The organism is Caproicibacterium argilliputei (assembly GCF_029211325.2).
Lineage (GTDB): Bacteria > Bacillota > Clostridia > Oscillospirales > Acutalibacteraceae > Caproicibacterium > Caproicibacterium argilliputei.
In genome coordinates this window covers 2,262,461-2,278,161 of record NZ_CP135996.1, presented here as the reverse complement: position 1 = coordinate 2,278,161, position 15,701 = coordinate 2,262,461, and the positions used below count along the sequence as shown (strand labels likewise).

The window sequence follows — 15,701 nt, the reverse complement described above, 5'->3', positions numbered from 1 at the left end:
TCCGTGCCACTTTCTCATTTGGATCAGTTAGAAGCGGAGGCAATTTATATTTTTCGCGAGGTTGCGGCGGAGTGTGAGCGTCCCGTTATGCTCTATTCCATTGGTAAGGATTCCTCTGTGATGCTGCACCTGGCCCTTAAAGCCTTTTACCCCGAAAAACCGCCTTTCCCGTTTTTGCATATTGATACGGGATGGAAGTTTCATGAGATGATTGCGTTTCGGGACCGGCGTGCCAAAGAGCTTGGTATTCAAATGCTGGTACACCGCAATGAAAAGGCTATCGCCGCAGGGGTCAATCCCTTTGATTACGGTGCAGCTTATACAGACATCATGAAAACACAGGCGCTGAAAGAGGCGCTGACACAGTACCACTTTACGGCTGCTTTTGGCGGAGGGCGGCGTGACGAAGAAAAATCCCGTGCAAAAGAGCGCATCTTTTCCTTTCGTAACGAGCATCAGGCTTGGGACCCGAAAAACCAGCGACCCGAAATGTGGAAGCTGTACAACACCCAGCTTCATAAAGGGGAGAGTATGCGGGTATTTCCTATTTCCAATTGGACGGAAAAAGATATCTGGCAGTACATCCGGCGGGAAAATATCGAAATTGTCCCCCTGTATTTTGCGGCAGAGCGGCCGGTTGTGTACCGTGACGGAGCCATCATTATGGTGGATGACGACCGGATGCGGCTGCTGCCCGGCGAAAAGCCGCAGATGAAAAAGGTGCGCTTTCGCACGCTGGGCTGCTACCCGCTGACCGGCGGAATGGAATCGGACGCGGATACACTGGATAAGGTGATTGCCGAAACACTTTCAGCGGTGACTTCTGAGCGGACCAGCCGGATGATTGACAAAGAAGCAAACGGCAGTATGGAACGGCGCAAGCGGGAGGGATATTTCTAATGAATAACTTGGAAAACGGACTTTTAAAATTTATCACCTGCGGCAGTGTGGACGACGGCAAGTCCACACTGATTGGTCATATCCTGTATGATGCAAAGCTGCTGTACGCAGATCAGGAGCAGGCGCTTTTGCTGGACAGTCAGGTCGGCAGCCGCGGCGGCGCGATTGATTATTCCCTGCTGCTGGACGGCTTAATGGCGGAACGAGAGCAGGGGATTACCATTGATGTAGCCTACCGCTACTTTACAACAGAGCGTCGCAGCTTCATCGTGGCGGATACGCCCGGTCATGAGGAGTATACACGCAATATGGCGGTGGGCGCCTCCTTTGCAGACTTGGCGGTCATTCTGGTGGATGCTTCGCAGGGGGTTTTGGCGCAGACCCGGCGCCATGCGCGTATCTGTGCGCTGATGGGAATTTCCTATTTTGTATTTGCGGTTAACAAAATGGATCTTGTACAGTACAGCCAGAACCGTTTTGCGGAAATTGTGCAGGAACTCAACAAACTGTGCGGGGAGCTGAAACTGGTTCATACCGTTTATATTCCGGTTTCCGCGACAGAAGGAGACAACGTGACGCGCCGCTCTGAGACCATGCCGTGGTACAGCGGCGAAACGCTTCTGGAGCATTTGGAAACCGTGGACGTTTCGTCGGGAACACCGGAACGCGGCTTCTATATGCCGGTGCAGCGGGTCTGCCGGCCGGACCACACCTTCCGCGGCTTGCAGGGGCAGGTTGAAAGCGGAACCCTTTCCGTGGGGGAATCCTTGACGGTGCTGCCCAGTGGCGAATCCGCAGTGGTAAAATCTATTTTGACGGGAAAGCAGAACCTGCAGTGCGCACAGCAGGGGCAGGCAGTTACGGTGCAGCTTGACCGCGAAGTGGATGCCTCGCGCGGCTGCGTTTTAGAGCGGAATGCGGATTTGAAAACAGCGAAAGAATTTACCGCGGCCCTTTTGTGGATGGATGACCGCGAGCTTGTTCCCGGAAACGCCTGGTGGATAAAGCTGGGCAGCAAAATGCTGCCGGCTGCAGTGACAGAAATTGATTATCGAATCGATGTGAACACCGGGAAAAAACTGCCCGCACAGACCATTGTTAAAAATGGAATTGCGCGTTGCAAGCTGGTGCTTTCCGAGCCGGTCGTGCTGGATGAATTCCGCAAACATCGAACAGCCGGCGCATTTATTCTCATTGACCGTGTCAGTTGTGCGACTTCTGCCTGCGGCGTGGTAGAAGAAATCGGGGAGAATCAGCGGGAAGGAGTATTCCTGCGTGACGGCTCCAAACAAATACAGGTTTACTTATTTGACCGCTTTTTCTATCACGCAGAACTGCACACCGTTTTGCGTTATCGTGCAAAGCCGGTTGTATACGGCAAGGGAGAGAAACTGCCCCTGCAGCAGGAAGCGTTTGCTTATCCGACGGATTTCGATTTGGCAGCGGACGGCATGACTGCAAGAATTCGCAAAGGGGTGTTTTTAGGCTTTGGAAACCATGACGAAGCAGTTCTCCTGCTTGACGAAAACGGCATCGAAGCGAAGCTTGGCTGCGCGCAGAGCTTCAGCAGGTACCGTAAAATCACCGTTGGAAAGCCGGAACGTCCATAACCGGCAATGTGATTGACGGATGGCAATTTTGCAGAAACGCCGCAGTCCAGCGGCCGTTTTCGGCGAAAAGTTTGCCCGTTTGTTGCTGCTAAAAAATCTTTTGACGCAGAAAAATCCAGAAAATCAGCCATTTTTCTGGATTTTTTTGTGTCCAATTTTATGCATACCTGCAAGCTGAAAAATGTCTCCTCTGCTTTTTTTCGATTCTGTAAAGGAGAGTGCCTGTTGGAATATTATCCTAATATCAAAAACAAAAATCAGAAGTTTTGCGAATTTTTTTGTTTTGAAATTGACCGCGCTTCACACAAATGCTATACTAATTTTAATTGGATTGTTTCACTGTCACTGCAATGATTTCACATGGGAGACGTTCCCAACTTGTTCTGTACCTTGGTACAAGGGAAAGGAGAACGGGGCTATTTCTATTTTTTCTGTAGAGTATCTCTTCTTTGTTCCGGCTTGTGCGCTTCTTTACCGCGTGCTACCCAAACGCTTAGGCATCTATGTCCTTTTGGCGGCGTGTGCCTTTTATTATCTGACATGGACGCCGGCAGCTTTTCCAATTCTTTTGGGCGTTGCAGCGGTTTCTTTCTTGGGCGGCCTTTGGCTGCAGAAATGCCAGAAAAAAAGAGGCGCGGTGCTTGCGGGTGGCATCATTCTGACCGTTGCTGCGCTGCTGGTCTGTAAGTATGCGGCATTCTTCACCGCTGCGATGCAATCCCTGCTGCGGCGTTTCTCCATTTCGGTTTCTCTCCAATCGCCGAATTTTCTGCTGCCGGTTGGCATTTCCTTCTTCACGCTGCAGGCAGTGTCGTATCTGGTGGATGTTTATAAGCAGAAACTTTCTGCGGAACGAAATTTTTTGTTTTATTTCCTGTATATGAGTTTCTTTCCCTCTGTTACGTCCGGCCCCATCTGCAGAGCTGGTGCGCTTCTGCCGCAGTTCCGGCAGAAGCATATGGTGACATACAGTCAAGTGAAACATGCCTGCCTGCGTATGCTTCGGGGGTACTTTTTAAAACTGGTGATTGCCAACCGCATTTCGCCTTGGGTGACTCTGCTTTATGCCGCACCGGAAAAGTACGCGGGCTTGCCTGTGTGGAGCGCGGTCGTGCTGTATGCGTTTGAAATTTACACGGACTTTGCGGGATACACGGATATTGCGCTGGGTGCGGCGGAGTTGTTTGGGTTCCGTCTGCCGGAAAATTTTGATATGCCTTACCTTTCCAGAAGTATGCGCGAGTTCTGGCGGCGTTGGCATATTTCGTTCTCCACGTGGCTGCGGGATTATATTTATATCCCGCTGGGAGGCAGCCGCTGTTCCAAACTGCGGAAGTACGGCAATGTGTTGGTAACCTTTACGGTCAGCGGCTTTTGGCATGGGGCAAGTTGGAACTTTGTCCTGTGGGGAATGCTGCACGGCATTTATCAGGTTTTCGGCGGCATTTTGGCGCCGCTGAGAGCGCGCGTATGCGCGGCACTGCACCTTTCCCCAAAAGGGAAGCTGCACATTTTTTTGAGTACCCTGTTTACATTCGGCTTAGCGGACTTTGCCTGGATATTTTTCCGTGCAGAGAGCGTCAGCAAAGCGCTCAGAATTGTGAAAAGCCTGTTTTACAGTGCGCACACATCCTTTTTAAGCCTTGTTTCAGCCCAGTTTGCCAATGGGATCGCCGGTTTCGCGTTGGTGGTCGGGTGCCTTGTACTGATGGCTGTGCTGGAAATGGTGCAGTACAGCCGCGGACCGCTTTATCCCAAGTGGCTTCAGCTGCACGGCGTTCTGCAGTGGCTCAGCGTGTTTGTGCTTCTGTGGGTGGTTCTCGTTTGCGGGGTTTACGGGCCGGGTTACAGTGCGCAGTCATTTATTTATGCGAAGTTTTAAAGGAGGAACCGAAAGCGTGAAGCAGCATAAAATTTCCCGCCGGGTGCTGGGGCTTGTTTCTCTGGTACTTTGCCTTTGTTTTGGACTGGCATTTTTAAACGAGTACATGGTGGATAAAGGGCATTACCGTGACTTGAAGCGGATTCTTTATACGGATGCGAAAAACAGCTATGACCTTCTTTTTGCCGGGGGCAGCCACATGAGCGGCGCAATCAATCCCCAGTATTTCGAAAAGGAGTTCGGCGTGAAGTCTTATAACACTTCCACCGGTGGGCAGGAATTTTATGAAACGTATTATTTGCTGAAAGAAGTTTTAAAGCGACAAAGCCCGCAGGTTGTTGTGCTTGATATTTACTATGCGCTTAACAGCTCTCCTTACGGGGATGAGAGTTTTGCACATCGCGTTTTGGATCCCATGAAACTCAGCAGCAACAAAATAGAGGCAATTCAAGCTTCAGTAGCACCCAAAAGCCGAAAAGCGTATTTCTTTCCGTTCTTGCTGTACCATGATCGCTGGAGCGATGCGGCGGAGCTGGTGCAGGAGTGGAGCGATTACATAGGAGAGTACACAGGTGCGCTGGGTTTTGCCGGAGGCGCGCAGCAATATGGCAAAGCAATGACTTATGACGATTGGTCGTATTCCGTTTGCACGCCGCTGGCAGAAAAGCAGGAAGCGTATCTGCAAAAGTTTTTCCAGTTGGCGCAGGATGAGAACTTTCAGCTTGTGCTGATTAACTTTCCCTGTGAGATGGACAGCGATGAGCTTACGGAATGGGCGGGTGACGCTCCCGGGAAGCTCAATCAGATTCGGAAAGAGGCCGCCGCGGCAGGCGTCCTTTTCCTAGATTTGAACCGGCCGGAGCAGATGGAACAGATGGGGTTTGATTTTGCAACGATGATGAACAATGCATCACACGTCAATTATAACGGCGCCTACACGGTAACGGAATACGTGGGAAAATATCTGCAGACTCATGCTTCACAGCTGTTTGACCTTTCGTAACGGACTGCTCGCGAATGCCTTTTTGGGGAGGCGTTACACAGGGAAAGATGGATTCTTTTCGGCGCTGAAAAAAGCAGAGAGAATTGTAGACTTTATCTTGCTAATGCTGCAGAGATGTGATAAACTGAAACAACCAGAAAATATTGGGAAAAATCATCACCCTTTGCCGCAGGAAGTATGAAGCAGTCTGGAAAGCGGCAATGTGAAGCTTGGCGCAGGTCATTTTTGCGCGGCGATTTTTATACAAACGTAATTCTTCGGTGCAGGGAGGGGGATAGCAATGCTGCTCCATTTTATGCGGATGCAGTTTTGTAAGATAAAACTTTATAAAGCTTCCGTCGCTGCAAATTCTATTTTTTCAGTTTTGGCAATTTATGTGATGTTTTCTTTGTATCGCCTGCTGCCAGACAGCGGTTACTCACAAAGTTACCTGCTGCAGTATGTAATCCTTGCGGTCCTGCTGGAGCAGACAGCCGCCACCGCTCGAATCCCCATCTTTTGTAAAACTGTCAAAAAAGGAACCGTTGTAAAGTATTATAAATATCCACTTTCCCTGTATGTGCAGTTCTTTTATGAGGAACTTGGTGAAACGTTCTTTTCTATTTTGTGCAATAGTCCGCTGCTTTTGTTTGCTTTAATCGTTGCCGGAAGGCCTGCGCCTTCGGTTTTTTTATTTTTTACCGCGTTTCTTTTGTCACAGATCGTTTCAATCCTGCTTACGTTAAATGTTTTCAGCTTAACCTTTCTCTTGTGGAACTATAAAAGTTCAAAGGCCATTTTAACAGCAGTCAGCGGGATTTTTTCGGGTTCGATGATCCCGCTGATCCTTTTGCCCAAATGGTTTACAGATGTAGCCTATAAAACTCCGTTTTCGTATATGGTGGATTTTCCAATTCATGTATTGCTAGATGACAAGCCGGATCTTTACGGCCTAATTCTGCAATGCGGCTGGATTGTTTTCTCTTATGCAGCCGGCAAGGTGATTTATAAAGCAGTCGAGCCGAAAATGAATATTTATGGTGGGTAACATGAGAATGAAACTGTTCTTGCAGTATTGGAAAATGAGTATTCACTCGCAGATTTCTTATAAAAAGGATTTTGCGGCAGAACTGATGGTGTGGTTCTTCTATTCCAGCGTTCCGTTTTTTGCATTATCGTTGCTGCTGGAGAGATTCGGAAGAATCGGGAATCTTTCGATTGGACAGATTGCTGTGTTGTATGGAATCAGTCAGATTTCATATGACCTTGCCCGTATGGTGGGCAGAGGATTCGACAACTTTTCGGAAATTGTCTTTTCTGGAGATTTCGATTTATTTTATATTCGGCCATTAGGAATCCTTTGCCAAGTGTTTGCCAGCGATTTGTTTTTACGGCGGATGGCAGGTATCCTGCAGGGATGCGCTTTGGTACTGTACGGAGTCGAGAAGCTCCGCCTGTTTTCGCCGCTAAACTTTGCGGAAATGATCCTCATCATTTTTTCTGCATTTTTTATGTATCTGGCTTTTTTTATCCTGCGTGCTTCATTGACATTGGTTACTTTGAGAGAAAATGTTTTTATCGGTTATTTGTTTGACCTGGTTTCGCAAACCGGGTATTTCCCAATTCATTTGCTTAAAAATCCTATCAGATTTATCTTAACATATCTCTTGCCAGTTGGTTTATGCATTTATTATCCGGTGATGAACCTTTTACTTGGCTGGCACACAAGCAGGTACCTTTTTCTTTCTATGGCAGTCAGCTTTTCTGTGTTTATGGTTTCTCTGCTGCTGTTCTCACTGGGGAGAAGACATTATCAGAGTATCAATAATTAGCTTGCATTGTTTAAAACTGAGGAAGAGGAACAGAGCCTATGATTGAAATTGATGACATTACCTATGGATACAGCCGCGGAGCACCCGTGTTCCGTGGATTCTCTGCGAAAATGTGTGATGGAGAAGCTTGGGGCCTTGTCGGTTTTAACGGTGCCGGAAAATCGACATTGTTGAAAATCATTTTAGGGATTATCAAACCGAAAACAGGCCATGTGGAAATAGATGGAAAGGAGACTTACAAACATCGCAGAAAGCTGATGTATGAAATCGGCGTAACATGGGGGCAGAAACCGACCTTGTGGTGGGACGTGCCTGTCCGTGAAAGCTATCAAATGCTGAAGAGCATCTATAAAATACCGGCGGAAACGTTTAAACATCGGTTGGAAGAATTGGATGCGGCATTTTGCGTATCAGCATATTGGAAACAGCCACTCAGAACTTTGAGTTTGGGGCAAAGGGTCAAGGCGGAGATTGTTGGTTCCCTGTTGCATACGCCCCAGATTCTCATCTATGATGAGCCTTTTCTTGGGCTGGATTTTTTAACGCGCAAAAAAATCATTGAAACCCTGCTTGTCTATCGACGAAACCATCCCTGCACCTTTCTGTTAACGTCGCATAACCTTGCGGATATTGAGGAACTGTGTGACCATTTTCTGCTGATCAGTTCCGGGGAAACTTTGTATCAGGGCCGCGTGGAGGCAGTTACCCAAAATTTTTGTTCAAAACGAAAAATTAATGTGTCCTATCAAAATGCTTCCTTTCATCTCTCAGAGAGTTTGCAGCGCCAGGTGAAGTTGTCTGACAAAGCGGAGAACGTAAAGCAGATTTTTTTCGATACGAAGCAAATTGGATATCAGAAAATTCTACAGGATATTTTAGCTTCTAACACAATCTGCAATATTAAAACGGATGATAATTTACTGGAACAGGTTATTGAGAATTTGGTTTCCACAGCAAACGCGGAACATGGTGCATAATGCGCTTGCTGCTTTAAAGACCAGCTTACGGGAGCCGGAGCGCGGCGGTATAGTGGCTCGATTGTCAAGATAAAAAGCAGACCAAGATTTAATGAACTTGATATTTTCAAATTGTTTTGCTACGTGACCCGTACCGCCAAGAATGATTGCGGTCAGATAGACAAATCCGTGGCGTAATTTGATATAAGTGATGTCAATGAACCAAGCTTGATTCGGGCGGGTAATCACTGCGCCGGATTGTCCGTATGCAGCCGGTCAATCAGATCTTTTGCTGCCCGTTCTTGCTCCGAAGAGTCAGCCGATGAGATGAAGTTTCCACAAAATCCCCAGGAACGTCATCAAAAGTGCAATTGTAAGGAGCAGGGTGTGCAGAATATTATCAGCCTGCTTCGGAAATTTTGCCATGCGCCCGCCTCCCTATGTCTGTGATGAGTTCAGTATAGCACAGGCGGGTACCGGAAAACAAGCGGGGGTCTTGCTGTTCCGGACAAAACGCGCTAAGATAAAGGCAGAAAGAAGGGAATGCCATGGAACAGATTGCGCAATTGCAGAGAATGCTGGATGCAAGCAGCAAGGTTGTGTTTTTCGGCGGGGCAGGTGTTTCCACAGAAAGCGGAATTCCGGATTTTCGCAGCACTGACGGACTTTACAACCAGAAGTATCCCTATCCGCCGGAAACCATGCTGAGCCACACCTTTTACCGGCAGCACACAACGGCTTTTTTTGACTTTTACCGGGACAAGATGCTTTATCCGCAGGCTAAACCGAATGTCGCACATAAAAAGCTGGCAGAGCTGGAGCGGGCAGGAAAGCTGACCGCCGTGGTTACGCAGAACATAGACGGTCTGCATCAGGCAGCCGGCAGCAAGCAGGTTCTGGAACTGCACGGCAGTGTTCTGCGCAATTTCTGTGAATCGTGCGGAAAGGAGTACCCGGAGGAGGCAGTCCTGAACAGTATCGGAATCCCGCGGTGCCCCTGCGGCGGAATTATCAAGCCGGACGTGGTGCTGTATGAGGAGGGGCTGAACCAGGAGATTTTAGAGGCCGCCGTGCAGGCCATTGAGCACGCGGATATGCTGATTGTGGCGGGAACTTCGCTGGTGGTGTATCCGGCGGCGGGCTTAATCCGCTACTACAGCGGCAGGCGTCTGGTGCTCATTAACCGCACGCCCACTTCTGCGGACAGCGAGGCAGACCTGGTGCTGCACGCGCCGGTGGGAGAGGTGCTGGGGCAGCTTCAGGTGAACTGATGGCTGTCCATTACAAAAAGGCTGTTCTGTGTCGTTTTCACAAGACATAGAACAGCCCTTTTTCAGCGGATTTACCGCATTTTAAATGTGCCGCATTCTGTTTCAGACTTACAGGTTGCATTCTGGCAGTTAGAGCCGCGCACCGCTACATCATCTGCACTGCACTCGCCCTGTTGGTTGTAAATACACTTTTCCGCTTCGCAGCGAATGTGCAGCTGCGGATTGGGACTGGAGCAGCCGCAACTGTTCTGTGCACTGTCAGAGCCGCTTTTCTGTTCAAAGTCGGCACAGCAGGTTTGCTCACAGCCGCAGGCTGACTTGCCGCCAACCATGATGTCGGGGCGGCAGCAGTTGCGGGAACTGTTGTTGATGCATTCCGTAACGGAACATTTCAGATTCGTCATTGTCATACACCTCTTTTATTTTTGGATATGACAATAGAATGCGTCAAAAAGAAAGGATTATGTGCGGCGCAAATGCAGCAGAGCAGACCAAATCCTGCCGGCCGCTTCATATTTGCTCAGTTTTGGCAGCGCTTCGGCGCCGTCTTTGGTCAGCAGTGTTAGCACGTTGGTGTCGGCGCCGAATCCGGCTCCTTCTATTTTCAGGCTGTTGGCGGCAATTAAATCCGCGTGCTTTTTTTGAAGTTTTTTTCTCGAATTTTCGAGCAGGTCGCACGTTTCCATGGAAAAACCGCACAGCAGCTGATGCGAAAGCTTGTGGTCACCCACATACTGCAGGATATCCTTTGTGGGAGCCAAGGGGATGGCCGGCAGCGCGCCGGCGCTTTTTTTGATTTTTTCCGTGGCGGTCTGTGCCGGACGATAGTCGGCAACGGCGGCGGAAAAAGCCAAAAAATCTTGCTGCGGAGCGGCGGCTGTAACGGCGTCAAACATTTCAGCGGCGGAGCGAACCGGAATCGTGTGTACAAACGGCGGCGGTTCCAGCGCGGTGGGGCCGGTGACCAAAGTGACCTGCGCGCCGCGGCGGGCGGCATTTACGGCAAGCGCAGTCCCCATTTTTCCGGTGGAATGATTGGTGAGAAAACGCACGGGGTCCAGTGCCTCCTGCGTTGGCCCGGCAGTCACCAAAACGCGCAGGCCCGCCATGTCCTTTTCCTCGGCAAGCTGCTGCAGCACATACTCGACTAGCACCGCAGGCTCCGGGAATTTTCCGGCGCCAGTGTCGCCGCAGGCCAGGCGACCGCAGGCAGGCTCCACAACTGTCCAGCCGTAATGCCGCAGCTTGTCCAGATTCTCCTGCGTGACGGGATTTTCATACATTCCCGTGTTCATGGCGGGGGCAATCATCTTCGGACAGCGGCAGGCCAGCACGGTGGTGGTCAGCATATCGTCCGCCAGACCATTTGCCAGTTTGGCGATGCTGTTGGCAGTGGCGGGCGCTACCAGTACCAGATCCGCCTGTTTGGCGAGTGCCACGTGCTCGACGCTGTAAGAAAAGTTCCGGTCAAAGGTATCTGTTACGCATTTGTGCCCGGTGACACCCTCAAAGGTGACGGGGGTTACAAACTGCGCGCCGCTTTTGGTTAAAAGGGTGTGCACAGCGGCGCCCTGCTGCGTGAGTTTGCTGGCGAGCGCGGCGGCCTTGTAAGCGGCGATACTGCCAGTAACGCCCAGAAGTATGGTTTTGTTTTGAAGAAGCAAAGTTCAGCCCTCCCTGTATGTTTCTGCCTTGCGGGTTTGAGTGCTTTTTTAAAAGTATAGCACAATCCGGTGAAAGACAGCAAAGGAATCGGAAAGTATTTTCTTTTGAGGCGGTTTCTGCTATAATGGGTTTTGTTCAAATTTGCGCTGCATCTTGTCAAAAGAGCGGCAGCAGGAGGAAATGAAAGATGAAAAAAGATGCAAAGTACTACCGTTTTACGCTCATGGCCCTGTTTGCAGCCATCACATTGATTATGGGGCTGACACCACTGGGGTACATTCCACTTCCGTTTATTAAGTTGACCATCCTGCACATTCCGGTGATTTTGGGGTCGGTGTTGCTGGGGCCGGGGTACGGCGCCGGCCTGGGGGTGCTGTTTGGACTGACCAGTCTGCTGAACAACACGATGGCACCGGCGCTGACTTCCTTTACATTTTCGCCGTTTGTGCCGCTGCCGGGCACGACGCAAGGCACACCGGTGGCGCTGCTTGTCTGTTTTCTGCCGCGGATTCTGGTTGGGGTTTTTCCCTATTTTGTGTATCAATGGCTGCAAAAACGCCTGAAAGGCCGCCGAAAAACCACTGCGGCGCTTGCAGTCAGCGGTGTTGCCGGTTCTCTGACGAATACCCTTTTGGTCATGGGGCTCATCGGCTTTCTGTTTCGGGATGCGTACGCGGCGGCAAAGGGAATCGCGCCGGATGCCGTGACCGAAATCCTGCTGGGCATTGTCGGGTTTAACGGCGGCATTGAGGCTGTGGCGGCCGGCGTTCTGACGGCGGCGCTTGGCATCGTGCTGCAGCGCCTAGTACAGCCGGACAGGGATAGGACAGTTTGACAGATTTTTACGCGCACAGCGGATGTGCGTGTTTCTTTTAGAAAGGCGAGTTTTTATGATTATAGCGATTGATGTTGGCAACACAAACATTGTTCTGGGCTGTTTGGACAGTGAATATACGTATTTCACAGCGCGGCTTTCCACGGATGTCCAGAAAACCAGCGACGAATATGCCCTGATGATTCGCAACCTGTTCCATTTGCATGGCATTGACCGGCACGGGGTGGAGGGCGCCATCATTTCTTCTGTTGTACCGGCGCTGTCGGTGCCGCTGCAGGAGGCGGTGCGCCTGGTAACGGGAAAAATTGCGCTGATTGTCAGCTCCGGGCTGAAAACCGGGCTTAACATCCGAATGGATAATCCGGCAACGCTGGGGGCGGATTTGGTGGTGGACGCAGTCGCGGCGTTGGCTGCATACCCCAAGCCGATTTTTATTTTTGACATGGGCACGGCAACGACGCTCTCTGTTATTGACGAAAAGGGCAGCTACATCGGCGGCATGATCATGTCCGGCCCGGTGGTGGCTTTAAATGCACTGGCAAATAACGCAAGTCAGCTTTCCCATGTGGATCTGGACACGCCGCAGCGGATGATTGGGCAGAACACCAAGGACTGTATGCGCTCCGGCGCGGTTTACGGTCACGCAGCCATGATTGACGGCGTGATTGACCGCGCGGAGGAGGAATTGGGCGCAAAGGCTACGGTGGTGGCAACCGGTGGTGTCGCGCCGACCATCGTGGCGCAGTGCCGCCATTCCATCATTTTGGACGATACACTCATGCTGAAAGGACTTTTAATTCTGTACCGCAAGAATACCAAAACGATAAAGGCATAAAAAGAAACAGCCGCACGGAAACTTATCCGGGCGGCTGCTTTTCTTATGCCTGTTTGGCTGGAGAAACAATTTTGTAGTAAGTGCGTGTTGTAGCACTGTAAACCAAGGTATAAACGATTGCGAACACCGCAACGGTACAGACCGTGCACAGCGCAAAAAGCGGTACGTTGCCCAAGTACATTGCCTTGAGCAGGAGCGTCATAAAGCGGAACACCCCCGCCATGTGAATGACTGCCACAAGCAGCGGCAGGAAAAAGACAATCAGAATTTGGCTGTGAATGGATTTTTTGACCTCCGCGCGGCTCATGCCAACCTGCCGCATAATCCGGTAGCGGTCCGCATCCTCATAGCCTTCAGAAATCTGCTTGTAGTAGATGATGAGCACGGTTGCCATTAGGAACAGAATGGAAAGGAACAAGCCGAGGAACAGCATCCCGCCGTACATTTCGTGAAAAGCATTTTCCGCATCTTGCCGACAGTCAACAGAAGAGGAAACAGTGCCGTTATTACTCTGCGTGATTTCCGAAATACTGGAGAAAGCACTGTGCATCAGGTTGATTTTCTGTTCCGGTGTGCCGTCGGTATTAAACGAAAGGGAGTAGGCATATGCGGTTCTCGAAGCATCCACAAAACCGTGCAGGGCCTTTTCCTGCCCCTTCTGCAGCGTGTCCAGAACCTGCTCGTCTTTGACAGCGATGATGTATGTATCGCCTAAGGCTGCGCTTTTGCTGAAAGGCGTGCGGGACAGCTGCTTGGTAATCTGAAAGGTCTGCCCCAAAATGGAAAAAGAGGTGGGGAGCGAAGCGCGGTTTGCATCGTAGACGGCAACTTCACCGTTCTGCAGGGAAAGCGGCACGCCCATCGCTTCCTGATAGGATTTCGCAGTCAAAAAATAAAAATGGGTGGAGTTGCTGCTGTAATATTCGTCGGTGCTGGTCGGCAGCCGATAATTGCCGTTTGCAGTTGGAAAAGCTTCTACGCATAGGTAGCTGGTTCCGTGTTCGTCCCGGATGGTTTTGCTAAGGGAATCAAACGCGATGGCATTGTTAAATTTTTTTTGAAAGGATTTCCCATCTACTTTCGGGGTGTTGTACATGGTGACCGTATAGTCATATGGGTACTGGGTGTCCAGTACGTCATTTGCGCCGATGTTGAGTGAAACCGTCGCAGAAATCATCACAATGACCATAGTTGCCAGAATGCAGATGCTCGCCAGACCGGCAGCGTTTTGCTTCATCCGGTATAAAAGGCCGGAAACAGCCGTAAAATGATTCGTTTTGTAATAGAATTTTTTGTGCTTTTTCAGCAGCTTGAGTAGGGCGACTGTGCCGGCAATAAAGAGAAAATAGGTGCCGATAATCACTAGAACCACAGCGAGAAAGAAATTCCGAATGGCGGCAATCGGTTCGTTGGTGGTCAGGGCAATGTAGTAGCCGATGCCGGTCAGGACAAGCCCCAGCACCGCGAGAAACCAGTTTGCCTTCGGCTCTTTTTCACCGACATTGCCGCCGCGCAGCAGTTCCACCGGATTGGAAAGGTGGATTTTAATGCGGTTCAGTACCAGCAACAGCAGGAAAATACCCGCAAACAGAATCAACGTCTCTGCAATTCCCGTGCTGTCGATAAAGAAGGTGAATGCGTCTGTCACATTGGTCAGCTTGTAAAGCAGCAGCAAAAACAGCTTGCTCAGCAAAATACCCACAGCAAAACCGCAGAGCATGGTGATTCCGTAGGAGTAAACCGTTTCCCAACCGAAAATGCGGCCGATGTGCCGCTTTTCCATGCCGAGCACGTTGTAAAGCCCAATTTCCTTTTGCCGCCGCTTCATGAGAAAGCTGTTGATGTACAGCAAGATAATCACGGCGAAAATACCGATGATGTAAGTGCCCATTTGCAGAAAGACGGTTTGGGTTTGGTGGTCCTCTAAAGCCGGGTTGTGCGTCAGAAACGAAATGATGTAAAACATTGCAGCGGTGATGGAGCTTGCAGTAAAGTACGGAATGTAAAATTTGCTGTTTTTCTTGAGATTCTGTGCGGCGAGCTTTGCGTAAAAGGTCTTACCCATTCTTTTCACCGCCTGTTGCAATCAGAGTCAGGGTATCGGAAATTTTCGCGAACATTTCCTCCTCGGTATTCCGGCTGCGGTAAATTTGATGAAAGATTTCCCCGTCGCGGATAAACAGTACCCGGCGTGCGTGGCTGGCGGCCATGACACTGTGTGTAACCATGATGACGGTTTGCCCGGCGGCATTCAGGCTGTCAAAGACTTTCAGCAGTCCGTCGGCGGAGCGGGAATCCAGTGCGCCGGTGGGTTCGTCTGCCAGCAGCAGCTTGGGCTCGGTGATGATGGCGCGTGCCACAGCGGCACGCTGCTTCTGTCCGCCGGAAACTTCGTAAGGATATTTTTGCAGAAGCTCTGTCAGGCCCAGCTTGGCGGCGATGGGGTCCAGCTTTTCTTTCATTTCGGGGTATGCCTTTCCGGACAGCACCAGCGGTAGAAAAATGTTGTCTTGCAGGGAGAAAGTGTCCAGCAGGTTAAAGTCCTGAAAAACAAAGCCAAGGTTGTTCCGCCGGAAAGCGGATAAATCCTTTTCTTTTAAGTCGGACAGGCGCTTTCCGTCCAGAATGACCTGACCGGAAGTAGGGGTATCCAGTGCCGCAAGGATGTTCAGCAGGGTGGTTTTGCCGCTGCCGCTTTCTCCCATGATGGCAACGTACTCGCCCTGCTCTGCAGAAAACGTGACATTGCGCAGCGCTTCTACGTGTGTTCCACCCAGGCGGGTGGTATAAATTTTTTTCAGGTTACTGACCTCTAAAATTGCCATGTAGCGAATGACCTCCCGTTCGTTGATGATTCCAGTATAGCAAGTGCAGAAGCGCCCTGCCATCGAATCAACTTACGTTTTGCAGGTCAATCTTACAGTTGTGTAAGG

14 protein-coding genes are annotated in these 15,701 nt (G+C 50.3%); 10 read left to right on the top strand and 4 right to left on the bottom strand.

All coding sequences use genetic code 11. From position 1 onward, the window contains the following. Window positions 1–3 precede the first annotated feature (3 nt). The 8 genes from cysD (at window position 4) to PXC00_RS10920 (ending at window position 9,433) form a co-directional block, all read left to right on the top strand. Window positions 4–900, top strand: coding sequence for a sulfate adenylyltransferase subunit CysD (gene cysD / locus PXC00_RS10955; protein ID WP_275845144.1), 897 nt, complete (start codon window positions 4–6; stop codon window positions 898–900). Next, window positions 900–2,510 carry a sulfate adenylyltransferase subunit 1 gene (locus tag PXC00_RS10950; RefSeq protein ID WP_275845143.1) on the top strand — a complete coding sequence of 537 codons (1,611 nt, stop codon included), beginning with the start codon at window positions 900–902 and terminating at the stop codon, window positions 2,508–2,510. The genes cysD and PXC00_RS10950 overlap by 1 nt, the downstream gene beginning before the upstream one ends. A 592-nt stretch (window positions 2,511–3,102) precedes the next feature. After that, the gene (locus PXC00_RS10945; RefSeq protein ID WP_316934961.1) at window positions 3,103–4,392 is read left to right on the top strand and encodes an MBOAT family O-acyltransferase; all 1,290 of its coding nucleotides are present in this window, start codon (window positions 3,103–3,105) and stop codon (window positions 4,390–4,392) included. A gap of 16 nt (window positions 4,393–4,408) precedes the next feature. Continuing rightward, window positions 4,409–5,395 (top strand): hypothetical protein, encoded by a 987-nt coding sequence (locus PXC00_RS10940; protein WP_275845141.1) that lies wholly within the window; start codon window positions 4,409–4,411, stop codon window positions 5,393–5,395. 280 nt (window positions 5,396–5,675) lie between these two features. Beyond that, window positions 5,676–6,422 (top strand): hypothetical protein, encoded by a 747-nt coding sequence (locus tag PXC00_RS10935; RefSeq protein WP_275845140.1) that lies wholly within the window; start codon window positions 5,676–5,678, stop codon window positions 6,420–6,422. An 85-nt stretch (window positions 6,423–6,507) separates the two neighbouring features. Next, entirely contained in the window at window positions 6,508–7,206 is a 699-nt protein-coding gene (locus tag PXC00_RS10930; RefSeq protein ID WP_316934959.1) for an ABC-2 family transporter protein, read from the top strand. Window positions 7,207–7,244: 38 nt separating this feature from the next. Beyond that, on the top strand, window positions 7,245–8,183 hold the full coding sequence (locus PXC00_RS10925; RefSeq protein WP_275845138.1) for an ATP-binding cassette domain-containing protein: 939 nt from the start codon (window positions 7,245–7,247) through the stop codon (window positions 8,181–8,183). 527 nt (window positions 8,184–8,710) lie between these two features. After that, complete coding sequence (locus PXC00_RS10920) at window positions 8,711–9,433, top strand: NAD-dependent protein deacylase (RefSeq protein WP_275845137.1); 723 nt, start codon at window positions 8,711–8,713, stop codon at window positions 9,431–9,433. Between the two features lie 71 nt (window positions 9,434–9,504). Here the strand turns inward: PXC00_RS10920 and PXC00_RS10915 are convergent, their stop codons facing one another. Together PXC00_RS10915 and coaBC are read right to left on the bottom strand one after the other, a co-directional pair. Next, window positions 9,505–9,837: a DUF1540 domain-containing protein gene (locus tag PXC00_RS10915; RefSeq protein WP_275845136.1), complete on the bottom strand. Its 333-nt coding sequence runs from the start codon at window positions 9,835–9,837 to the stop codon at window positions 9,505–9,507. A gap of 57 nt (window positions 9,838–9,894) precedes the next feature. Beyond that, window positions 9,895–11,097, bottom strand: coding sequence for a bifunctional phosphopantothenoylcysteine decarboxylase/phosphopantothenate--cysteine ligase CoaBC (gene coaBC, locus PXC00_RS10910; protein ID WP_275845135.1), 1,203 nt, complete (start codon window positions 11,095–11,097; stop codon window positions 9,895–9,897). A gap of 188 nt (window positions 11,098–11,285) precedes the next feature. On the opposite strand from coaBC, the gene PXC00_RS10905 reads away from it, so the two are divergent. Both PXC00_RS10905 and PXC00_RS10900 read left to right on the top strand, forming a co-directional pair. Next, complete coding sequence (locus PXC00_RS10905; RefSeq protein WP_275845134.1) at window positions 11,286–11,933, top strand: ECF transporter S component; 648 nt, start codon at window positions 11,286–11,288, stop codon at window positions 11,931–11,933. 55 nt (window positions 11,934–11,988) lie between these two features. Then, window positions 11,989–12,768 carry a type III pantothenate kinase gene (locus PXC00_RS10900; RefSeq protein ID WP_275845133.1) on the top strand — a complete coding sequence of 260 codons (780 nt, stop codon included), beginning with the start codon at window positions 11,989–11,991 and terminating at the stop codon, window positions 12,766–12,768. A 43-nt stretch (window positions 12,769–12,811) separates the two neighbouring features. Here PXC00_RS10900 and PXC00_RS10895 read toward each other — a convergent pair whose 3' ends face one another. Both PXC00_RS10895 and PXC00_RS10890 read right to left on the bottom strand, forming a co-directional pair. Next, on the bottom strand, window positions 12,812–14,833 hold the full coding sequence (locus tag PXC00_RS10895; protein WP_275845132.1) for an ABC transporter permease: 2,022 nt from the start codon (window positions 14,831–14,833) through the stop codon (window positions 12,812–12,814). Beyond that, entirely contained in the window at window positions 14,826–15,593 is a 768-nt protein-coding gene (locus tag PXC00_RS10890; RefSeq protein ID WP_275845195.1) for an ABC transporter ATP-binding protein, read from the bottom strand. Before PXC00_RS10890 ends, PXC00_RS10895 begins: the two co-directional genes overlap by 8 nt. Between the last annotated feature and the right edge of the window lie 108 nt (window positions 15,594–15,701).